General features: G+C 45.4%; 20 protein-coding genes and 2 pseudogenes. 19 read left to right on the forward strand and 3 right to left on the reverse strand.

Annotated elements, in window-relative coordinates; genetic code table 11:
- Positions 1-81: 81 nt before the first annotated feature.
- Both ACO0LB_RS14575 and ACO0LB_RS14580 read left to right on the forward strand, forming a co-directional pair.
- Positions 82-1788 (forward strand): hypothetical protein, encoded by a 1707-nt coding sequence (locus ACO0LB_RS14575; protein WP_423050267.1) that lies wholly within the window; start codon positions 82-84, stop codon positions 1786-1788.
- A 333-nt stretch (positions 1789-2121) separates the two neighbouring features.
- Positions 2122-3789 (forward strand): hybrid sensor histidine kinase/response regulator, encoded by a 1668-nt coding sequence (locus ACO0LB_RS14580; RefSeq protein WP_423050269.1) that lies wholly within the window; start codon positions 2122-2124, stop codon positions 3787-3789.
- Positions 3790-4059: 270 nt separating this feature from the next.
- Here ACO0LB_RS14580 and ACO0LB_RS14585 read toward each other — a convergent pair whose 3' ends face one another.
- Positions 4060-4851 (reverse strand): class I SAM-dependent methyltransferase, encoded by a 792-nt coding sequence (locus ACO0LB_RS14585; RefSeq protein WP_423050271.1) that lies wholly within the window; start codon positions 4849-4851, stop codon positions 4060-4062.
- A gap of 401 nt (positions 4852-5252) precedes the next feature.
- Between ACO0LB_RS14585 and ACO0LB_RS14590 the strand changes: the two genes are divergently transcribed.
- The 15 genes from ACO0LB_RS14590 to sctU all read left to right on the forward strand — a co-directional run bounded on the left by ACO0LB_RS14590 (position 5253) and on the right by sctU (position 20120).
- Entirely contained in the window at positions 5253-6092 is an 840-nt protein-coding gene (locus ACO0LB_RS14590) for a hypothetical protein (protein ID WP_423050273.1), read from the forward strand.
- A gap of 2 nt (positions 6093-6094) precedes the next feature.
- On the forward strand, positions 6095-7462 hold the full coding sequence (locus ACO0LB_RS14595; protein ID WP_423050275.1) for a hypothetical protein: 1368 nt from the start codon (positions 6095-6097) through the stop codon (positions 7460-7462).
- Complete coding sequence (locus tag ACO0LB_RS14600; protein WP_423050277.1) at positions 7459-7800, forward strand: hypothetical protein; 342 nt, start codon at positions 7459-7461, stop codon at positions 7798-7800. The genes ACO0LB_RS14595 and ACO0LB_RS14600 overlap by 4 nt, the downstream gene beginning before the upstream one ends.
- Complete coding sequence (locus ACO0LB_RS14605) at positions 7797-8222, forward strand: hypothetical protein (protein ID WP_423050279.1); 426 nt, start codon at positions 7797-7799, stop codon at positions 8220-8222. Before ACO0LB_RS14600 ends, ACO0LB_RS14605 begins: the two co-directional genes overlap by 4 nt.
- Positions 8219-8512: a hypothetical protein gene (locus tag ACO0LB_RS14610; protein ID WP_423050281.1), complete on the forward strand. Its 294-nt coding sequence runs from the start codon at positions 8219-8221 to the stop codon at positions 8510-8512. Before ACO0LB_RS14605 ends, ACO0LB_RS14610 begins: the two co-directional genes overlap by 4 nt.
- A complete protein-coding gene (sctV, locus tag ACO0LB_RS14615; RefSeq protein ID WP_423050283.1) occupies positions 8506-10599 on the forward strand; it encodes a type III secretion system export apparatus subunit SctV in 2094 nt (697 codons plus the stop codon). The genes ACO0LB_RS14610 and sctV overlap by 7 nt, the downstream gene beginning before the upstream one ends.
- 1818 nt (positions 10600-12417) lie before the next feature.
- Complete coding sequence (locus ACO0LB_RS14620) at positions 12418-13506, forward strand: FHA domain-containing protein (RefSeq protein WP_423050285.1); 1089 nt, start codon at positions 12418-12420, stop codon at positions 13504-13506.
- Positions 13507-13511: 5 nt separating this feature from the next.
- A complete protein-coding gene (locus tag ACO0LB_RS14625) occupies positions 13512-14882 on the forward strand; it encodes a FliI/YscN family ATPase (RefSeq protein ID WP_423050287.1) in 1371 nt (456 codons plus the stop codon).
- A complete protein-coding gene (locus tag ACO0LB_RS14630; RefSeq protein ID WP_423050289.1) occupies positions 14879-15382 on the forward strand; it encodes a hypothetical protein in 504 nt (167 codons plus the stop codon). Before ACO0LB_RS14625 ends, ACO0LB_RS14630 begins: the two co-directional genes overlap by 4 nt.
- Before the next feature lies 1 nt (position 15383).
- The gene (locus ACO0LB_RS14635) at positions 15384-15995 is read left to right on the forward strand and encodes a hypothetical protein (protein WP_423050291.1); all 612 of its coding nucleotides are present in this window, start codon (positions 15384-15386) and stop codon (positions 15993-15995) included.
- A gap of 89 nt (positions 15996-16084) precedes the next feature.
- Complete coding sequence (locus ACO0LB_RS14640; protein WP_423050293.1) at positions 16085-17200, forward strand: FliM/FliN family flagellar motor switch protein; 1116 nt, start codon at positions 16085-16087, stop codon at positions 17198-17200.
- Positions 17197-17853 (forward strand): type III secretion system export apparatus subunit SctR, encoded by a 657-nt coding sequence (gene sctR, locus ACO0LB_RS14645; RefSeq protein ID WP_423050295.1) that lies wholly within the window; start codon positions 17197-17199, stop codon positions 17851-17853. The genes ACO0LB_RS14640 and sctR overlap by 4 nt, the downstream gene beginning before the upstream one ends.
- A gap of 12 nt (positions 17854-17865) precedes the next feature.
- Positions 17866-18132, forward strand: a complete 267-nt coding sequence (sctS, locus tag ACO0LB_RS14650; RefSeq protein ID WP_423050297.1) for a type III secretion system export apparatus subunit SctS — start codon at positions 17866-17868, stop codon at positions 18130-18132.
- A 33-nt stretch (positions 18133-18165) separates the two neighbouring features.
- Complete coding sequence (sctT, locus tag ACO0LB_RS14655; protein ID WP_423050300.1) at positions 18166-18963, forward strand: type III secretion system export apparatus subunit SctT; 798 nt, start codon at positions 18166-18168, stop codon at positions 18961-18963.
- A gap of 38 nt (positions 18964-19001) precedes the next feature.
- Complete coding sequence (gene sctU / locus ACO0LB_RS14660; RefSeq protein ID WP_423050302.1) at positions 19002-20120, forward strand: type III secretion system export apparatus subunit SctU; 1119 nt, start codon at positions 19002-19004, stop codon at positions 20118-20120.
- A 1509-nt stretch (positions 20121-21629) separates the two neighbouring features.
- On the opposite strand, the gene ACO0LB_RS14665 is transcribed toward sctU, so the two are convergent.
- Entirely contained in the window at positions 21630-21824 is a 195-nt protein-coding gene (locus tag ACO0LB_RS14665) for a hypothetical protein (RefSeq protein WP_423050304.1), read from the reverse strand.
- Between the two features lie 17 nt (positions 21825-21841).
- Here ACO0LB_RS14665 and ACO0LB_RS14670 point away from each other — a divergent pair, with 17 nt between their 5' ends.
- Together ACO0LB_RS14670 and ACO0LB_RS14675 are read left to right on the forward strand one after the other, a co-directional pair.
- On the forward strand, positions 21842-22339 hold the full coding sequence (locus ACO0LB_RS14670; RefSeq protein ID WP_423050306.1) for a hypothetical protein: 498 nt from the start codon (positions 21842-21844) through the stop codon (positions 22337-22339).
- 233 nt (positions 22340-22572) lie between these two features.
- A pseudogene (locus ACO0LB_RS14675) lies at positions 22573-22713 on the forward strand (IS256 family transposase); the annotation flags it as partial.
- A gap of 35 nt (positions 22714-22748) precedes the next feature.
- Here ACO0LB_RS14675 and ACO0LB_RS14680 read toward each other — a convergent pair.
- Positions 22749-22885, reverse strand: a pseudogene (locus tag ACO0LB_RS14680) (IS256 family transposase); the annotation flags it as partial.
- Between the last annotated feature and the right edge of the window lie 125 nt (positions 22886-23010).

A 23010-nucleotide genomic window follows, 5' to 3' on the forward strand; every position in this document is an offset into this window, starting at 1 on the left:
GGGGCACAATATGGTGTCACCGGCGCAGATATTCAGGCAGCGAACAAAGCTGCGACGCAGGTTGTGGGAGATTCACAAGCATTGTCAGCACTCAAAGCGGCTCCGGGCGGCATGACCAAAGATAACTGCACTTACTATGCAACGAATGGCAAAGTACCAACATCAGGAACCACGTCTCTAGCTACTCCTGTGAAGACCCAAACTGAAGCATTGAACTTATTTGCCAATAATGACACAGCATGGCAAATGGCTGTTAAACAAAGTGCTACTAGTGATGGCACAGTGACTGAGGATGGTATGTTTAAACTAGCTCATTTACCAGAAACTGACCCAGCATGGGGTAAGATGAGTAAGGATGATATTAAATCAATAAAAAATGCGGCAGATTTAGCTGGATACGATCGAAGAGTATTGGATACCATCTGTAACGGTGGTAAAGGAATGACCAGAGATAACGTTAAAGCGTATGCAGAGAAAGGAGCACTTCCTAAATCTGAAACACCGGTAGCTGCACCGAAAACAACAGCGGATGCAATGAAGTCGTTTGCTAATAATGATGCGGGATGGAACTTACTTGTCAGTATGGATCCAGGTGGTCCTAATAAGAAAGGAGTCACTCAGGCGGGTCTGCTGAGGTTATCGACATTATCCGATGATGATAAGGCATGGGGCAGTATGTCTTCTGCTGAAAAATCTGCTTACAAAGCAGCTGCGACGAAGATTAATGCTGACGACAAACTATGGAATACGACGAATAAGGATTTTTCAGGTTACCTGAAACGGGATGACTTTACATCGTACGCTAATGGCAATGGTATTGCAAGAGGTCCCGACGGTCCTGCAAAACCATTAACTGATGAGGAACAGGCTTCTGTAGATTTAGCGATGCGCAAAGTGACACCAAAAGATCAGCAAGAGGAAGTTCTTGATGGATGGGCATACGAGATGGGATATGAGACTGGCTTTGCCCCAAAGATAGCTAATGCTAATGATTCTCCGTCTATGGCGGATATGGATGGAATGAAGACATGTACAATTGTGGAGGAGAAGGGTATGGTGATAGTTGGAAATAAAGCCTATTTTGACAGCCCAAAAAATGATGATCAGCATGCGCAGTACGAAAAAGCCGTTAAGGTGGCTAACACTTGGTATACGGCGAGTCATCCTGATACTTGGGATATGAGCGAGAAGGATTTTAAGGATCTACATATGACTGAGAATACGCCATTTGGCGCCGACAATGAAAACAGTAGGAGTAAATATACATTGTGGGAAAAATATGATTACATGAGCGATAAACATAGTGATATCAAGCGAAATGGGGCTGATATGGCTACAAGTGACGATGCTGATAAATTTATAGCTAAATATGTTGTTGATCCGAAAAATATTAAGCAGACACCTTCAATGAAAGAAGAAGGATTAATCGCATTTTATGATCAAGATCAGAAAAAAACATATGTAGTCAGTAAAGATGTAAGTCCTAAATTATATGATGCGTTACAAGGCGCATTATCAAAAATGCCTACAAAAAATACTGTAAACTGGAATGGAAACAACAAGCATGAAACTACCCAAGATAAGGATCATATAGCCCAAAATGGTGCTGATATGCGAACTTCAGCAGATGCTGAAGCTTTTATAGCGAAGTATGCTACTCAAATTAAGAATTTGGGTAACGGGCAGATTTCGTTTTTTGATGCATCTCAAAACCAGACATATATTGTTTCAAAAAATGATAGCCCGCTGTTTTATATGGCACTATCCAATAGTGTAGGAAAAAAATGATCAATTGATTATTGAAAACAAAAGCAGTTGCATTAATTAGTCGTTTTAGAATTAGTGAGATTAGCAGTAGTTTTCTAACTTTTTGTTAAATTATTTTGTTGGACTTAATGTCACAGAATGTTCATACATTCTGTGACATTATTGTATTTAGTTCAGCGGGACTTGCCTAGTTTGCTGGTTGATTAATCGTTCTACTGATAATTTCTTATCCATGAGTTGATGGTGAATCAGGTCGTCTACCATGTTTATGGGATGTAATATGGTGAAGCAAAGACGTGCTTTCCATCAGAAGGTAGTATTGACCCTTTTCCTTCATAATAACGATTCAACATAATGACAGAGCATTTCGGAAAAGCGGGTACGGACCGTTCGCTGGCGGGTAAAAAAATAAGAGTCTGGGCTTTGTTGCGACGGACGATAGAAATTGCCATTGCTGTTGACGTGCTGTTTTTTGTTTTATTTTATGTGCTCGGATCGCCGATTATGGCCTGGGTGAATGTGCTGAGTGTGATGTTGTACGCCATCGCCTATGCCTTGCTGATGCGCCGCCATAATCAACTTGCTGTGATACTGGTGTGGACTGAGGTGTTGTCTCATGCGGTGCTTGGCAGCATGATGCTTGGGTGGGACAGCGGGTTTCACTATTATCTTTTGATGTTTGTACCTACGCTATTTCTCAGTACGACAAGCCGCCTACGCGCATTTTCTATTACTGCGTTATTCTGGGCATTTTATCTTTGTCTTGATTTTGCCGCTCATTCTTTTGTATCACTGGAATACATTAACCCGTTCGCACTGTTGATATTGCGTTATATTAATTTTAGTATTGTATTTGCGATGTTTGCGAATCTCTCCTACTTTTTTCTTCGAGAATTAGCGCGTGCGAAGGAGATGCAAGAAGAGCAGCATAGCGAACTGACACGCTTTTTAGCTGTTGCCAGCCATGACTTGCGGCAGCCAATGCATGCACTTAATTTGTATCTTGGTGCATTGACGATGTTTGAATTGCCTGAGTCGGCGCGCCCTGTTTTAGCGAATGTAAGTCAATGTGCGCATATTATGGAAGATATGTTTCTGGCATTGCTTGATTTGTCGCGCTTGGATGCACAAGTTGTACAACCACAGATTGAGCGCTTTCCTATGACTCCGTTGCTGTCACAACTTGAGGTTGAGTTTGCGCCGCAAGCGAAGGCGAAGGGAATTGAGTTGCATATTTTACCGGCTACTGCTTGGGTTGAAACTGATCTCTCAATCGCTGAGCAGATATTGCGTAACCTGGTATCAAATGCTGTGCGTTACACCAATGCGGGTAATGTTACTGTCAGTTGTAGCGAGCGCGGTGATAAGTTGCGTGTTTCGGTGCAAGACACAGGAATTGGCATTTCTTTGCAGCAGCAAACAACCATATTTGATGAATTTAGCCAACTAAATAATTCGTGCCGTGATCGTTCGAAAGGTATTGGCCTGGGTCTGGCGATCGTGAAACGGCTTAGTCGCTTACTGGGAACTTCAGTTACATTGGTGTCGTTAGTGGGAGAGGGATCTCGTTTCTCGATTGATTTTCCACTGACGGCAAGTAGGTCTCTGGAGAGTCTCCCAGAAAGTACATCTGTCGCTGATGGCCCATCTTTTCAAAATAAAATGGTTGTGGTGATTGATGATGAAGTAAGCATTCTTGATGCTATGCGAATCTTGATTGAGCAATGGGGGTGTATCGTCATGACAGCGACTTCTGGCGAAGAGGCACTCAGAAAGTTAGGGGGTATTCGACGCTTGCCGGATCTGTTGATCTGTGATTATCAGTTGCATCATAATGAAAATGGTCTTGATGTTATTCAGATGCTTCGTGACGAGTTTAATCATGACATTTCTGCTCTCATGATTACTGGTGATACGACTCAGGAGCGCATTCAGGAAATTCAGGCCACTGGTTTGCCAGTACTGTACAAACCAGTGAATGCGGTCGCGTTACTGGTGGCTCTGAACCAACTTCTGCAATGAGCAATGTTCATCATGCATCACTTGGTAACATTAGGACTTACGCAAAACCGCCCCAACGGCGTTATGGCTCCTTGTCGTACAAGCGTACTGCCTTCGTCGCCATGCCTTGCTGGAACAATTTTGCGTCAGTCCTAAACATTATTAACGCTCTTATTGGTCAGAATATGAATGATGACTGATGTAAAACTTACTTTGAAATTTTAACGATAAGCATTTTTTTGTTTCACTCACAATATCGTTTGCACCGCGAGGCGCAAACGATATTTTTTATTATGCAGTGTGATTGATCGCTGTTGATTCTTTCATCAATTCTGTGATCAGAGCTGTTTGCCTGGTTTCAGAAGAACTCCACAGTGGTGTTTGTTTACTGCCACTGACCAGCGGATCCATGACAAATGCTGGTTCATTGACGAATGGAAAGTGCTGTTCGGCGCGTTGGAACAGGGTATGGTCATCTAATGGTTCTTTGCAGGCAATTACCCACATATCGAAGATTCCGCGTCGCAGACCACCAGCAACGGCAGGAAATCCTGCCTCTTTGAGTGTGGCAAGCATGATGTCAAGCGTGAAGCCACAGTGATGCGCCATGTAAGGCTGGCCGGCTGCGATGGAAGCACGGTGTCCGTAGAAAATATCAATTGGACATACTGGCCATAATGCCCCTTTTACGGGATTGACATAGGCCGGTTCCAGCAGTTTCCCACTGACTATCATTTCTGCTGTGGATTGCAAATCCGGACAAGTGATGACAGCAAAACCATCAGGCTTCAGAACACGAATGAATTCTTTGAGTGCGACCGGAACTTCATGTGGATAAAGATGTTCGATATTGTGTGAAGAAAATACTGCATCAACGCTGCCATCCTCCAATGCGGACATATCCGTCATGCTGCCAATAATGTCTGGCTTGACGTCAGGGTCGATGTCAAGCCGTAGTTCGCGCCATTGCCGGGATTGAAACCCAGGCCCTGCTTCTGGCTTACTTGTTCGTCCGCAGCCGACATGCAAAAAAGTCTTTTCTTGTTCGTTATTCAGTAGCTGTTGAGATATCGCTTGGTTCACTTTTCCGCTCCTTTTTGTGAAATGTTTTTTTATGCAGTATTGCTGACTGACGGCCAGGCAATGATTACTTCATTGAGTGGAGTCGCAAAGGAGAAGGTTCCTGATGGGAAGCTATCTTTCTCTCTCATTCATCTGATTAACGAACAGAGCGAATAAATCAGGACTGACGCAAAATTGTTCCAGCAAGGCATGGCGAGGAAGGCAGTACGTGCTTGTACGACCAGGAGCCACCACGCCGCTGGGGCGGTTTTTCGTGAGTCCTATAAATGAAAAGAATAAATGGAACGCATATCCGATAGTTTGCCACTCAACAACGAATATCTATTTGTTCAACAGAGCGAATTTTGATAATACGCTGGATACACCGATTGACTATCTGACTATCTGACCGAAAGCTACGGATGAATATAAGCCCTCCCCCCCTGGTCGTCATTTTGACTTTTTGTTTTAATCCCGACAATTTGTACGGCACTTTGCTGACCTTTAAGACCTTAAGAGTGGGGTTTCCTGATGCAAAGGTGCTGGTGGTTGATAATGCCAGTCATCCAGTTGTCCGTTCTTCTATACGCGAATCGGCATTCGCTGTCGGTGCGGAGTTTATTCAATATGAACAGCAGATTCCGCATCATTTCTTTATCCGGCAGACTTTACATGCAGAGGTTGGCAGTGAGCGTCCTTTGGTATTTGCTGATCCTGATTTGTTGTTTTGGGAACCTGTGCTTTTGCCGGAAGGGGATTATCTGGTTGCAGGCCGGAAATTACCTTCATTTTATGACAGTTATACAGACACTTTTACTGAAGGGCGACTTCATACGAGTTTGTTGATGATTCCTTCGGTCAAAAAACTGACTGACCGTATGCTGGCGATTGAATCAAAACACTGGGAAATGGATGTCATTCGGCCTGTGATGATACCGGAGTATGACAGAGTACGCCGGTTTGATACTTTTGGTGTGTTCTCTCATATGGCTGCGGAGTTCTGCCATTCATTTTCAGAGCCGGAACTGGATCGTTATGATCATATTTTCTGTGGCAGCCATGTTGATCTTGTCGCGTCCAAATTGCATAGCTACAGCAAAAATTTAGTCAGTAGCCATCAGCAAGCAATCACTGATTACCGACAGTTAAAGGGTTTATGGCGGCAACAGGAGCACATGTTTCTCAGCCTGGCATTACCACGAAAATTGAGTGTGCCGTCTGTGCAAGATGGAACGGAACCGGTCTCTATTGTTACATATTGAATATGAGCAATCTTAACTTTACACCTTATCTTAATGTTGATTCATTGTCGGAAATTGTTCGCTCGACGGTGAGCAGTAACATTGCTGTGGCGAATAACGTTGCTCAGCAATCGAATCAAATGAATTTGATTGGTCACGTTGATTCCGGCGACACGATCGGCCTGGCAGAATTTAACGAAAGTGCGGGTGTTAAGCCGCGCGGGCATCATCATAAACAACGTCCAGTGACGCTGCAGGAACGCTTAAAAATGCTGATGCCTCGGCGTGTGCCCTTACGCAGAACAACTAACGTGATGAATCCTGATGACTTTGATGTCAGCGAGCAGCTTCAGCTTGCTGGTTCTGATTTATTGGAGGCGTTGCAAAGTGGGGATCGCTCTGTCATGGACGAGCATCTGTCTGAAAATTATGACCCACTTGAGCGTTATGCATTGTTGCAGTACACGCGTTCCAAGGTAGATGAATCGGATTTTAGTCAGGCTGAAAAGAGCCGTCTGGCGAATGATCTGGATGGTATGTTGAATGAGTTAATGAATAAAGATGGCGATGTCATTCATACTGGTTTGCTCAATAAAAATGCATTTGAGTCAGCATTGGGGCGAATGTCGTCACTGGCAGTTCAGAGCAATATTGAACATCCACCGGGTTCGCTCTCGGAATTACGGGCAATGTATGGTGCCGGACCTAAGGGAAAAACCGAGTCGGGACTGACAGCAATTGATTTGGCAAAGTCATTGGTTGCTAAGTTCGGAGAGAATAACTTCAGCCAGGCTTTAAGTAGTCTTCGTTCAACAATGTCGACTGATTTTCGTAACAATCCGGCCAAGCAATCTGGTCCAAAGTTATGGCTGTCGCTGACTGATGCCAACAGTTTCAATATCGTGCAAACGGGCTTTGCTTTGGCAGGTGATTTGCGGCGCAACTTATCTGAACACGCAGGAGTCATGACTAAATCGAATCAGGCAGAAATGGCGATTGCCTTGTTGAGTCTGGCTGAACACGGTCGTGGCAAGGCCGATCATCTCATGGTGCATCTGGCTGATATACAAAGCTTGACGGCTTTACAGAAAATGCAAATGTGTCTGTTGACGCGCCAGACTATCGAAAAATTTCCGATGATTTTCTGGAAAAAAGAATTGCCATTACAACGCATGAGTCTGTTGGATGAGCTAGGTGCGCTGGCATTGGCAATATCTGGAGAAATTCCTGCAGCGTTGACAAAAGAAGAACAGCTTGAACAAGCTATGCGTGGCAAAGTGCATCGCAAAACAAAGCAGGGGCAGCATGGCGGAGGCAATAGCCATGATAGTCAGCCAAATCAGGACGATGAGGAAGACCAACAGAATCACGTGATAACCGGGGCGCGATGATGGAACAGCTATTAATACAACTCGCAAGAAGAGCGCATAACGATCAGATTGTTGCTGCACATGTTCTGGTGAGCGGAATACGTTTGCTGGTCTATCCGGTGAATACTGGGCTGATTGTTTGTATGGGCTTTGGGGCTGATCTGGCGTATCGCGTGCATCCGGAATCATTACTGCAAAAGCGTTCAGTGGACATGTCGCGCTTTGGTGTCTGGCTTCCGGTTTTATTCCTGGATGGCAGTTTTTATGTGGTCAGGAGAATTGACGGTTTTAACCCGGCCAGCGATGTGGCAGTGTTGACAGAAGAGGATTTGATGATAGCGCAGGAGCTTATATCATGAGCTCAACTTCAGTTGGTCGCAATAATGGTGGCTACACACCGGATTTTAATGATCTGGGTGGTGTCAATAATGCGAAAAAAACGCCTGTTATGCGCAACCATTTGCAACCCGGGGAATTAGCAGCGTCCTTACCCTCCATTACAGATATACCGCAAAATACAGTTGAACCTTTGACGCGTTTTCTGGGGCCTTCGCTGACATTTGCCAGCCCGGCATGGATTGGTGACCCGATTCCACGGATGCGTGCGTTACAAAAAACAATGATTGCGCATTCACTGACACTGGAAGAAGAAAATCGCTCAGATCTGATGGGCTCTATCAATGAAGTTGAAACATTTGTGCAATGGAATTTGCGATTCCAGCAAATGCGTATCCCTGATGCAGAATTGCATATGAAACCAGAAGGAGCGAAAAAATCATGATAAAGCGTGCACAACGCGTGACACAGTCTGACGATTTGATTCTTGCAATCGGGTTAATCTGGGGACATCTGAATACGGCGCAATATGAGAGAGCTGACCGACTGGCACGCGGCTGTCTTTGCATCTGGCCGGATGATGAGCGCATCATCGTCATGGCAGCGTTTGCCAGCGTCGAAATGGGAAATGCACTAAATGAAAAAATGTTGGAGGTCTTGTACTCCGCGCAGTGCAGAGAGTGGGCTGATATGGTGTTACGTCGCGCTGGTAAAACAAAGGAAATGCTATGTTGAACAATCTGGTAATGTTATTCAACGGTATCGCTGTCAAACTGTCGAAGCGTGCCGAATTGCTGGCTGCTGCCGTGGTCATCTCCATCGTATTGATGCTGGTGTTGCCAATGCCGGTATGGCTGCTGGATATTCTGATTGCGATCAATTTGTGTGCAGCAGGACTGATGGTGGTGGTGTCAATGTATATGCCGGGCCCGACGGCGTTTTCTACTTTCCCTGCTGTGCTCTTGATGACTACTCTGTTCAGGCTTGCGCTGGAGGTATCGACGACACGTCAGATTCTGTTGGAAGGCAACGCCGGTCATATTGTGGAAACTTTTGGTAATTTTGTGGTCGGCGGTAATCTTGTTGTGGGGCTGGTTGTATTTCTGATTTTGACAGTGGTGCAGTTTATTGTGATCACGAAGGGATCGGAACGTGTGTCGGAAGTAGCTGCACGTTTCTCTCTGGATGCAATGCCAGGCAAGCAGATGTCGATCGATAGTGATTTGCGGGCGGGTATTCTGACCGCGGACGAAGCGAAGAACAAGCGATCGGAGCTTGGTCGGGAAAGTCAGTTACACGGCGCGATGGATGGTGCGATGAAGTTCGTTAAAGGTGATGCAATCGCTGGTATCTTCATTGTAGCAGTCAATCTGGTTGGTGGTATTTCTATCGGTGTGTTACAACACGATATGCCAGCGGCAGATGCCATGCGCCTTTATTCTGTCTTGTCGATTGGTGACGCGTTGATTGCGCAGATTCCTGCTCTGTTGATTTCTCTCGCCGCAGGTATGATCACGACCCGCGTCACCAAGGACGACCATAAAGAAGGTGAAGAGCATAGCAATATTGGTCAGGATATTGTGGGTGAATTGTTCTCCGAACCTAAAGCACTGTTAACTGCGGCTGTGATTATGTTGATTTTTGGCATAATTCCCGGAATGCCGACAGTGGTTTTTGTCATCCTGGCAGTGTTGCTCGGTATCAGCGGTATTGTCGGTTTGCTTCGACCTAAGGTCGAAGAGGAGATGAAAAAGAAGCAGGCTGAACAAGAAAAAAATAATGCCAAGATTGTGGATCTGACGACTTTTGCAGCAACACGTCCCTTTATTGTACGTATGTCGCAAAAACCGGACGATATGCGTTGGGCGGAGCGTATTTCGAAAGCAGTACGTGTTATGCGCAACGGGATTTTAGAGCATAAAGGGATTCCTGATTTACAGCCGATTGATTTTGAATTTCATCCCTCTATCCCACCCGGAAGAATTCATTTCCTGATGTCTGAAGTACCGTTGGTGGATGTAGAAATCAGGGGCGGCTGGGCAGCTACCACAGAATCCGTGGAGCGCATGACAGAGCTGGGATTTCATGCGATTGAAGACAATTTGGCGGGTACCCGGAGACGTCGTGTTTGGGTTCAGTGCGATGATGAACAGCGTCTGCGGGCAGCTGGAGTGCGTTTCATGTTGTGGGAGGCAGTGTTTGCCGCAGATATTGAAGTCGAAATGCTGCGTAATTGCCAGATGTTCGTCGGTGTGCATGAGGTGCAGCGTTTCACCCGCTGGGCGGATCGAAAATTTCCTGAGCTGGGAAAAGAAATTGCTAAAGTGGTGACTTTGCCACGTTTGACGGAGGTGATTCAGCGCTTGGCACGGGAGGGGGTTTCTCTGCGTAATGCGAGGTTATTGCTGGAAACGACGTTGGAATGGTCGCAAAAAGAGCGTGATCCGGATGTCGTAGCAGACTATGTTCGCTTGGCCATGAAGCGGCAGTTATGCCACGAAGTCGCCCGCAATGGTTTGATTGAGGTGGTGCTGTTGTCGCCTGAGTTGGAAGATCAGTTACGTAACGCCGTTCGTCAGACCAATCAAGGTAGTTATCTTGACCTGAATCCCGAAATTGAACAGAGTATTCTGGATCGCCTGGGTGAGTTATCTGGCACAGGCGGCACTCCTGCAGCACCTCCGGTACTGGTGACGGCAGCAGACATTCGCCGCTCGGTACGAAAATTGATTGAAGAAGAATTTTTCTCGGTTCCGGTATTTGCATTCTCCGAACTGACGCAGCATTCAAGGGTGCAGCCAGTTGGCATGATTGAGTTGTAACCTAGTTTTTACCTGAATTGTAGTCTGAGTTTGACGCATGCCCTGTTCACATGGTGTAAACAGGGCAGGTGGTCGCAGATACGTTTGTAGAAAACATTTATGCATCCAAATGATGTCATCAAATGAATGTTTGTTGAATGTTCATTTAGAGACTATTGCGAAATTCACCTGGTGTTGTTGCGCCTCCTTATTGTACTGAACGTACTGAAGTACTGTCTGCGTCGGCGACGCCTAGCCATCTTCATTTCGCAACAGCCTCTGAATACCCATGATGCTATTTCCCGAAAATTTTCAGACGATGGTGAAGTGCAGATCATACTAAACCGAAGCACTTCTGAACGTATCAAAACACATCAAAATCACAAGTCAGCACAGGGCTGATGTAAAGCATCTACGTGTCAAAGTATCTGTACTCACCAAGCTAGATATCGTTCATATGCTTGTTAATCACAGAACGCTTCACAGAACGCTTTCCACGTCTGTCGGGACAATGTTGTATCAGCCGTCATCAACATCGAAAAATTTATACCTTATTTTTTGAAAACGTGTCGAATGTCGATGATATCAGCGTGACTTGGTAGAGCGTATTTCATCAATTGCTGCAAGATGTATTTACTCATGGCGTATCCCGGATGATGTCAGGTGCGTAGTCAATCACCTCGCGATGGATAACTGCTCTTTTTATAAACTCGTTCTATGCAACGATGTCAGTCTTTGTATGGGCAATTTCGCGTTTGCATTCGTCGTGATTGGTGCAGCGAGGGTTGGCGGAGAAATAGAAAGAGTAGGCAGTGTCTATGAACAGAAAATGGCCGCATTCAATAACCAACAACTTATGCCGACTTTCCGAACATACTTGACCACTACACATTGTATTTCTGAGAAATAGGGAAGAATTGAATCATGAAAAGCATGATAGATGAGGTCATTCTGTTGAATGTAGCGCACAGAATGACCTCTCTGAACATAACTCAAACATCTGATGAGAATTTGAGAATGCACTTTAATGAAGGATTAATTTGATAGTAAAGAAACTATCAAATGGCATTTCTTTTTATTTAATATCCGCTGGTTGTTGATTCGGCGTTTTTGGAGGTGGAACATACTTTTCAGTAGTTGTATCAGAACCAACTGGTTTAGGGCCGATAGGTGCAGTAGCCATGATCTTTTTCCTTTAAATGAATTGATTATTTAAGCAGCGACATCAATACAGCAGATATCACCAAAATGGTTGATGCTCGTTTCCTCAACGAAGGACGTAAATCACATATCGATCGTCAGACTTTAGTAACATTGCATGGAGCAGTAGTTCCATTATTTTCATAATTAAATTACTGATAGCTCTGGCGTTATCGGATTGTATATTTTCAGGATAACAGCCCCGATAACAAAATTAGCAATTATCAGACATGATCATCATGATTTTCATGCTCTTGAATGGGCTTTCCTTCAACATATGTTTGATTCGTGTCTGGCTTATCATTAGGAAGGGGTTTCGGGAGTGGTTTTGCAGGTGGCGTGGGTGGTTGGTAACTGATAGCCGTGGCAGGAGGTATATACGCATCCATGATTGTTTTCCTGGAAAGTAATTAAAGTAATGAATTTCATCGTCTGAACGAACGACTAATGTCCTATATCGTTCGTCAAAATTAAGTAACATAGGATGAGCTAGTGGTTCCATTTTTTTTAACTGTTTAATAAAACGCACTGAATTTTTCTGTTGCTCAGTATAAAAATTAAGTCAGTCATCATTGTGGAACTGAGCGATGGCAGATGTTACTCACCTGTACAAAACCAAATTTTGCCAGGAGAGTTAACATGTATGAATTACGCATATTGAGTGGATTACATCGCGGTGCTACTTTGCCGCTCTATGATGAAACCCACACGATAGGTGCGAGTGACGAAGCTGATGTGGTACTTGTTGATACCTGTGTGCAGACGCTTCATGCGACACTTTCGAAGACGGAAAATGGTTGGTTGCTCAGTGCCAGAGATGGACAGATTTTTGATGCAGAGACCAACGAACATAAAACTTTCATTGATTTACAACCTGGCGAATTTGTCCGGATTGGGGATATTTGGATTGTCATCCAGTCAGAGGGAGAGCCTTGGCCTGATGTGCCTCCTGTACCGGAAGACCTTCCCTTAGTCAGTGAGCAGTTTATGGATGCAGAAGAGTCTGTTCAGGAAAATAGTGAGTCTCTGAATATTGAGATATCTCCTGCTGATATTGAGGAGCACAGAGCGGCTGTTCAGGAGCATGTAAAACCAAAACGCAGGTTTTTCGGCCGGCGCATTGTCATCGGTGCAATGGTGACTACGGTGGTGCTGTCTGCTGCGGCAACCTATGCGATGACGGACAGGACTGCATTGTCAGGTTTGTCGAAACTCTCCAATCTCTCTGATCCTAAATCCGGAGTGTCGCGATTAATGAATGAGCAGTCTGCCAAGCAGACACCAGAGCTGGCAGATGAATCCGACGCAGATACTAAGAAAAATGCTGAAAAGCCAGCAGGATTGACACCGGATGCTTTGCGTAAAGTTTTTCGAAAGCGACTGGCTGACGCAGATTTATTGCGACAGTTTGATATGACTCTGGAAGATCGCTACTGGCAAATGCAGGCTGATCTGGATGAAGAAGAAACAAAGCGTTTCGATAAAATATTGCAAAAATTTATGGCGCAATATCAAATCGACTTTCCGGTACATGCCAAAATCGTCAAGAGCGAAGGGATGTTGCCATTCAAAGTCATTCAGGTGATTTCGGGAACAAACCCCAACATTGTGACGCAGGATGGGCAGCGCATGTTTGTTGGTGAGGAATATCGTGGTGTGCGTCTGCTGGCCATTCAGGAAAATCATCTGACTTTCGCCGGAAAACGTAAGATTGAGATGAACTGGTGATGCGCATGGCCAACACTACTGAGGCGATAGAAACCGTATTGGCACCGATACGCTTACGGGTACCACAATGGTTAAGCTGTTTACCGAAAAAGCCGGGTTTGTATATTAACGGCAAGGTCTCTCAGGTATTGGGGACATTAATTGAGGCACATATGCCGCCAGTAGAGATTGGTGAACTGTGCCATCTCATTAATCCAGTACAGCCAGACAAACATATGCTGGCAGAAGTGGTTGGTTTTACGGATCGTGCGGCTATCTTATCTGCGTTGAGTCCACTCGAAGGTGTTTCTAACCGTACCATCATTGAGCCGTTGCGCAGGGCACATTCGGTGGAAGTTGGGGATCATCTTTTTGGTTCAGTACTGGATGGCTTTGGTCGTTTTCAATTCCGTGCTCCGGCAGCGCACGAAGTGGTGTCAACCTGGCGAGATACGGTTCCTGTGATACGTGAGGCTCCCAAGGCGATTGACCGGCCGCGTATTAATACGGCATTGCCAACCGGAGTGCGGGCGATTGATGGTTTGTTGACTATGGGGCAAGGGCAGCGTATTGGCGTGTTTGCAGGACCAGGTTGTGGAAAAACGACCCTGATGGCATCGATTGCACGTGGCTGTGATGCGGATGTGATCGTTTTTGGTCTGATCGGAGAGCGCGGACGCGAGTTGAATGAATTTTTGCAGCATGAGCTGGATGATGAACTGGTCAGAAAAACTATCATTGTTTGTGCGACCTCCGACCGAACTTCAATGGAGCGTGCTCGTGCTGCTTTTACAGCAACTGCCATTGCTGAAGCATTTCGTGCACGTGGTAAGCGTGTTTTGCTCCTGGTCGATTCTCTGACCCGGTTTGCACGGGCGCAGCGTGAAATCGGTCTTGCTGCCGGTGAGCCACCGGCACGTGGCGGCTTTACCCCCTCAGTCTATACGATGTTGCCACGCCTGATTGAACGTGCTGGCAATACAGTAGAGGGATCTATTAGTGCCATGTATACCGTCCTGGTCGATGGCGAGTCTACCTCCGATCCAATCGGAGACGAGGCAAAATCATTGCTTGATGGTCATATCGTGTTGACGCGTAAACTGGCTGAACAGGGACATTATCCGGCGATTGATGTTCTTGCCAGTATTAGCCGTGTGATGAGTAATGTGACTGTCCCTGAGCAACGTAAGCATGCATCGCATTTCCGGGAGATGTTGTCTTGTTATCAGGAAATGGAACTGTTGATTCGTCTGGGCGAGTATAAAGCTGGTGCGGATCCGCTTGCGGACAAAGCAGTCAGGTTACGCTCAGCGCAATTGAATTTTTTGCGCCAGGATACACACGCTTCTGTGCCATTTGAGCAAACAACGAATATTCTTAAAGACTTGTCATCATGAATCTGAATGCCATCACATCACGAGGAGGAAGGTCTGGAATCAAGCGAGAAGTGATTGATGTTCTGGAGCCTAGAAAGCAGGATAAGCGCCTGGACAAGCTGATTCTGGTACGTAAGCAACGTATTGACCGCTCAGAGCGCGAACGTATTGAAGCCAGAACTAAGTGGCGTGAATCACGCCAGGAGCTGCGTAAATTGAAGGAGCAATGGCGTGAGGCGGTTGAAGCCGCACAAGATTTCTGGCAAAAGGCACGATCCGATTTTTTTAAAATGACCACAACAAGTGGCGAGTTCCGGCATGCCAAAGCAGTATATTTGCGCATGAAAGAGCAAGCATCTCAGTTGCACCTTGAATGCCGGACGGCAGTGCAGCCTTGTAAAGCTTGTCGCAGCAAGTATTTTGATGCATGCCGTGATGTTTCTGAAGCCAGCCGTCAACATGAAAAAATGAAGATATTGCGTGATGAGTTATTGCTCTTAAATGCAGAGCAGGAGCAGTGATATGACGAATATACGTCTCATCAATTCTCCGCAGGCAGAATACGGATCAGTCGTACTGACATCTTCAACTGTAGCACAACCCTTCATTCCCAGGCCGACAGTCACGACATCCGAAGTCAGAGCATTACGGACATTGTCTAAGCCGGTTGATACCAAAACAATGGTAAATAACTCGTCTTCAGATACTGTTGGGCATCGCCCAGGTCAGGAGCCGGAAGAAAATGATGACGACGACTCTGAAGACGGAGATAACAACCTCTTATCTGTTCATAGACATCAGGTGCATCAGGATCTATCAGGGGAAGATTCTTCCAGCCAGCATTCCATGAGTTTAAGTGATACAGCATTTGTTATGGCTGAATTTTCTACGACGGTAAGTGATATGGCTTTGACCGATGAGTTGGCACATATGACGGATAACGGCATTTTCGAAGTGCAGCTACCCGGAGGAGAATCGTTGGGAGTAGCTGTCGATATACGGGCCAGCGGGGTTGGTTTTCTCCTCAGTCCATCCAGTGACAAGCTGCGCCAACGTTTACAGAAACAACATATGGAACTGGAAGGCACTCTCAAGCAACGTATGGGACGTAGCGTGAACATTGCAATTCTGTAGCATCACGTTAAAGATGCCAGTTCGTATGACTGGTCGACTGGCATTGTCGTCAACATCATGACGATCACTCTTGAGGCTCAGCAAACTTTATGTTTGATTTAAAAGACTTTTCCGTTGATTCGACAATTCATCTTGACAACGCTTACGCTGATTCATCTCGTGTTATTGATCTGGCGACAGCCACTCTGACATTGGATCAGGTACGTTTATCGAGGTTGGTTGGTCGTGGGTGCCAGACTATGCACGATCATTCTGATAGCAATGCAGTATTGTCACTGCAGTTGGTATCAGATCAAGAAAATTCAGTATCTGACTGGTTTGATCCGGTGTGGGTCAATGGATCATTCGGCACTATCGAATTTGCGCAAGGCTCCCGTTTTTTACGTGGCCTCACTGGCATCGACATTAGCGCGGAGCGCAATGCAAATGCGACACGCTGGACCTGGTTACAGGCCGCATTGCTGGGACATCTGCGTGACACTCCACTGGCTTGCGTGAGGCAGCTGGCTTTTACTGGTAGACATGATACTGACGATTTGTCGGTGTTGCGTGTTACGTTGCAATCCGGTTCTCACACGTTTTCGACGACAGCGCGCGCCAATGCAGCTGCGTGGCTCCACTTTATTGATCAGACATCATGGGAACATGCACACCGGCCGCTTTCTACATATGCTGAACTGCAATCGCAGATCGTAGTTCCGCTTGCACGCCACACTATGCCGGCACATATTTTGGCAACGCTGTCCGCTGGTGACATTATTTTGCCGAGTCACCCTAACTTCATGTGCAATGGAGAGGGGAATATTCGTTGGGGGACGTTGATAGCGCGTGTGCGTTATGAGGCACCTTCCGCAATCATTATTACCGCTTTGGAGGGCAACATGGATTTACAGGAATCTGATATGGACACTATGCAGGATCACTATCAGGATGATGGGTCGTCAAAGATTGTCTCGTCTCATCAGGATGATGCTGGAGCAGCTCTCGATTCGTTACCGGTAGAACTGTCTTTCGAGCTGGGCAAGGCGAATTTATCATTCAAGGAATTACGTAACATCGGCATTGGCACAGTGGTTCTACTTGATGGAGGATCTTCCGCTTTTCTGTCCATTGTCTCGGGAAAACACATACTGGGACGCGGTGAAGCAGTGGAGGTGAATGGTCAGCTTGGCATACGTATCACGCACTGGGGAGCAGAGCAATGAGCGGCCAATATGATGTAGTGTCATTTGCAGTTTTACTTGCACTACTGTCGCTGGTACCGTTAATTATCGTCATCACTACATCATTTCTGAAAATTTCACTGGTGCTTCTGGTATTGCGTAATGCAATCGGTGTTCAGCAAGTGCCGCCAACACTGGCAATTTATGGTATTGCACTTGCCATGAGCGTGTTCGTGATGGCTCCTACGATACAGGAAATTGGCAATCGGGCGATGCATATCGATCCGAAAGCAGGAAATTCAAAAACCGGTGAAATACTAACTCAGGCACGCGAGACATTTGAGCCTTTGCGTACTTTTATGCTGAAGTACAGCCACCCTGAGCAACGTGACATTTTTTTTGCATCGGCCAAAAAATTATGGCCAAAAGATGTTGCCAAGGATGCGAAGCCAACTGATACCTTGATACTGATTCCTGCTTTTGTTGTTTCAGAATTGCAGACTGGTTATGAGATCGGGTTTCTGATTTATATCCCATTCGTTGTCATTGATTTATTGCTCTCAAATTTATTGATGGCACTAGGCATGCAGCAAGTGAGTCCGCAGACCATTACTATTCCACTGAAGTTGTTGCTGTTTGTGATGATTGATGGTTGGGGAAAACTGCTCAATGCACTTGCCATGTCTTATGCATGAACCGGAGAAATCATGTTAAATGAAACACTGCATTACTTCCAGCAAGGCCTATGGTTGGCCATTGTGATGTCTGCACCGCCATTGCTGATAGCAACTGTTTGCGGCGTGGTCGTGTCGCTGGTACAGGCGATCACGCAGATTCAGGATCAAACATTACCATACGTAGTCAAACTGATCGCAGTAGCACTTACCTTGGCAGGTTTGGGGCGCTGGTTCGGGCAAGAACTGATGCAATTGTTTAATCTTGCTTTTGTGATGTTGCCGAATATTGGTCGCTAATTTTCATCCATTTACATGTTTGAGTCCACCAGCATGCATCCATCGTTACTTGTAGATATTCAAACTGTCCTGGTGACGATCGCACTGATCACACCCAGAGCACTGGTGTGTCTGTCGATTTTGCCGGGGTTCAGTATGCGCAGTCTGACGGGTATCATGCGTAATGGAGTTGCTATCGCAATTGCATTACCGGCTGCATTACCTACCTATTTTTTTGTGCAGGAAACACCGCCTGACTATTTCATGGCAGGACTATTATGCGTCAAGGAAGCCGCCATAGGTTTGCTACTCGGTGTGGTCATGTCAATCCCGATGTGGGCAGCAGAATCCGTTGGTAATATCCTTGATACTCAGCGCTCTCCGATTCAGATTCCAGCCAATAGTGCATCTATCGACAGAGATGCCAGTGCGCTGGGAGCTATGCTGATACAGGCAGTTGTTCTGGTCATGATTGAATCCGGTCTTTTTGTAATGCTGGCACGCATTATGATGGAAAGTTATGGTACATGGCCTGCTTTTAGTTTAACGCCACCATTTGAACCGGGCCATCTCGAAGTGCTGCTGAAGCGGTTTGCCGAATTGTTCTGGCATATTGTTGTGTACGGCGGCCCAGTCCTGATGCCATTATTGCTGATTGATCTGACGTTTGCCCTGCTCGGCGTGTTCGCTTCTACTTTACAGATTTCGTCGGTTTCTTCTCCGATTAAGAGTCTGGTCGGTATGTTTATTTTGCTGATTTATTGGCCTACGTTTTCACATTATGTGGCAGAAGATTTTGCCCATATTCTGGATTTCTCTGCCAGCTTGTTACAAGCAGCACCAAAACCTTAACGCATCACTTGTGAAAATACTGAGCTGGAGGCTGTATCGTGAGTGATGAAAAGAATGAAAAACCTACCGATAAGAAACTAGACGATGCCCGAAAAAAAGGGCAGGTTGCCGTTAGCCGTGATCTTGCCCGTTTGATTATGCTGGTCTCTGTCATGGAATTTGCGTTTATTACGGAACCTCTTTGGCGGCAAAGTCTTTTATCCTTAATCACACTGTCAACAAATCGTCTCAATGAACCTTTTCCTGTCGCGCTGGCAGAAATGCTGCATGCCGCGGGTATGCTGTTGTTCCTGGTATTCGGGGCTTTTTTTCTGCTGTGTATTGTAATGGCGATGGTCGCCTACTGGGGGCAGTTTGGCGTGCTGCTGGCTCCTGATATGGTGACACCCAAGTTCGACAAAATTGATCCTGTGAATGGCTTGAAACAGTTATTTTCAAAGAAAAAACTGGGTGAATTGTTGCTGTCCCTGCTGAAGGCTGTGGTCATTAGTCTGATCACATATATTCTGATCAGAAGCCAGTTAGGTACCATCCTGCAGTTTGCCGGAGGGAGTCCTAAAGATATTTATTTTGGTTTTTTTGAATTGGTTCGTCTGATTTTTCATGTTGTAGCAGGCCTATTCATTGTGATTGCGGTACTTGATTTTGCTCTACAAAAATATCTGCATGCGAAATCGCTCAATATGGATATGGAAGAAATCAAGAAGGAACACAAAGAATCTGAAGGTGATCCTATGATCAAGGGGATGCGCAAGCAACTGGCAAGACAGTTCGCCATGGAAGGACCGACATCACAAACACAGAAAGCGAATGCCGTTGTAGTTAACCCTACGCACTTTGCGGTAGCGATGCTTTTTGACAGCACGACACCGGTGCCTATTGTGTTAGCTAAGGGGAAAGATGAAATAGCGCAGGCGATGATCGCAACTGCTAAAGAGTCTGGCATTCCGGTAATTCGCCACGTCTGGCTGGCACGCACTCTATATGCCACTTGTCGTACCAATGCGGTCGTTCCTAAATCGAGCTATGAAGCCGTTGCACACGTTTATGCAGTGGTGAGCGAAATGGTCAGCAACAGACAGACTGACCGTACCGTAGAGCTGGAAAATTACGGAGAACCACCTAGTACATATCATGATTCCTCTGCCAGACAGTAAAAAACTGGTGTCGTTTTACCACAACTGGTGATGATGATTTATGGGATGTATTTCCTTCGTCAGCCAACTTCCCTCCCAAAGGCGAGGATAGGTGGTGAGTGCCTGGCGCACATCAATTCTGTGAATCATATAAAAAATTCAGGGAGTTTGACGATTCAGAAAAAGGGAACATAACACCTCGTTTGAGTATCATTTGTGGAAAATTTAAGGCAAAAAAATTGTAGGAAAAAGCTACCAGAGTGAAGACATGGTACATCACAACGATAAATAGGGCACTCCTGAGATCAAAAATGTTGATCTGCCTTTCATCGCTCTTGTTCCGGATAAAACACAAGCTTATTTTAATAATACGCATAATAAGTTAGCGGAATTCCGGGAAACTGTTTACCCAGATTCATCACATGATAATTAATCCAGGCCGCTAGTTTGGGAGATCTGGTTTGCATCACAAAAGAAAAAATCAGGTTTTAAAAAAGCCGACAAAGAGTTCTTTTTATTTTGAGTGAGATCTGGGAAATTAGAGATGAATGAAAGGCGTTTTATTCTTCAGTTTTGAGGGGACATGATGGAAGTGGGTAAAAAAAATATTGACATAAAAATGGAACTATTTATTAGTTGCTTACACTCATAAGTAAGCTGATAAACACTGCTCTTTTTGTATGATGCTGATGCTCAGCTACGCCGAAAATATTGGACTAAGGAAACCGAAAATAGAATTCGGGGAGGGTGCTAATTTTTCTTTATATTGCTGTTCAGAATGCAAAGCATCGAAGCATTAAATCGTATAGACAAAAAGGAGAGTGCCTCATGCATGTTGATAACATTGTGATGGATACAAAGGCAATCAGAAAACGGTTTCGGCTACATAGAGTGAGTACGGAACCTGGAAAATTTATGATTCCACGGATCAGGGGAGTTATTCCCTTTGCTCTTTTTGTGGGGAGTCTCGGCAATACGGCCAGAGCATACGCTGATCGTATTGACCGATATGTGCTGCATCATCTCATTTTTAATATCATGTTGATTCTACGCCAATTCACGTAACTATATGCGACGAGGGAATAAAGTCGCTTCCCATGCTTTGTTTACCGTAATGATGTTGAGCATTTATTTTTAATGTAACTACATTAAGGAACCTCTGATTAAGTCTGGCTCACTATTCGTAACTAATTGATTTTTCGAGAATTAATTTGACGAATTTGAACTTAACAGAGGTTTCTTAAGTTATATCAGCGGAGTTTTATATTATGTCTAACATACCATCTAATAATTCGTACTCTTCTAATAGTGGCTTTGGAACTGATAGCTATCTGTATCAAGTATCAAAGCTGCCCCAACCTACCATTCCTGGTCAGACCAGTGTTGCTAGTAGTGATATTCAGAGTACTACCAAGACTCTGACATCTTCTGACCAGACGGATATTTCAAGTCCAAGTACAGGCCAAGATTCCATGTTGAATATGGTCTTGCAATGCATACTGATGTTGTTGCAAATGTTATTGCAAATGTTTACGAGTGGTTTGGGAAATAATTCTGGCTCATCATCACCATCACCATCACCATCACCATCACCATCACCATCACCATCACCATCACCATCACCATCACCATCACCATCACCATCACCATCACCATCACCATCACCATCACCATCACCATCACCATCACCATCATCCACAACTGGCGGTCTCTCGGACGCGGCAATTGCAGCAAATCCAGAGGTGGGTAAATGGAATGCAGACATTGCTGCTGCGGCAAAAGCAACTGGATTAGATCCTAATTTGTTGGGTGCTCAAATTTGGGCTGAATCTCGTGGAAATTTAGACACTCACACCACGAATGCGGACGGAACTACTGATTATGGTTTGCTCCAAATTGGCAAAGAACGCTGGCTTCGCGATATTGTTCCCCATCTGAGTGCTGACGATAGGGCAAAAATTAAAGAGGCAACAGGCAAAGAGGCTGAAAATTTAGATGTAGCACATAATGCTCGCGATAATTTGGTTGCAGGTGGTTTCCATGTTAAAGGTTGTATTGCAGCACAAGGCAGCGTGGAACTAGGTTTACGTTATTACAATACCGGAAACGTCGATGGTGCTGGAAGTAATGGTTATGTGAAGAACGTACTGGAATATAAAAGAGAACTCGAGGCAGGTGAAAAATTGAAACAAGACCCGTATTCCGGCGAAAATGGCACCGCGCGTGCTGGTCAGGTTTAAAAGAAAGCACGGAAATGCTTTTCATTCAGGGAGAGAATGAACAGCGCGGATGTCGTTGCTGCTGTTCGATGTACTGACAAATAATCGCGATTGTATTACCGCAACAATAAGTTGTGAAATAAGAGTGCGACTATCCAACACCGCTCTAAAGAAGCCTGCAAATAAAAGTGTGTAAGTCATTCTGGCCAATGAACCCCCGATAATGGGGAAAAGCCAAAATGACGATAAACGCCATGGAAAGAAACAAACTGCAGGCTCTGACCAAAGAGTTGGCGAAAGATATCAAGACCGAAGCTGATTTGAATACATTCTCCCGTGAGCTGTTCAAGCTCACGGTGGAAACGGCACTCAATACAGAACTGACCAAGCACCTGAGCCTATAAAAAAATCTGTGTAAGTTCTCCCGGAACTATTGGTGAGCGTTGATGCGCTCACCGAATTCTATATCAAAGCGATTCAATGCCTGTCGCAGTGTTGTATAGGCATGGTCCATTTCTTTGCTGCTTGCTGTATCGCCAGATACACCACCTTCATGGCAGACGCGTCGTAAGCACCCGGTAAAGTCGTCTTGAACCGCGCTCCGGATTTATAGAACATAGTGTCCACGTAATAACTGGGTACATGTACATTATGAATCTGAATGCAGTTCCTCCCGTGCCAAGGCGCCGACG

This window comes from Undibacterium sp. SXout7W, assembly GCF_049339385.1.
GTDB lineage: Bacteria > Pseudomonadota > Gammaproteobacteria > Burkholderiales > Burkholderiaceae_D > Undibacterium.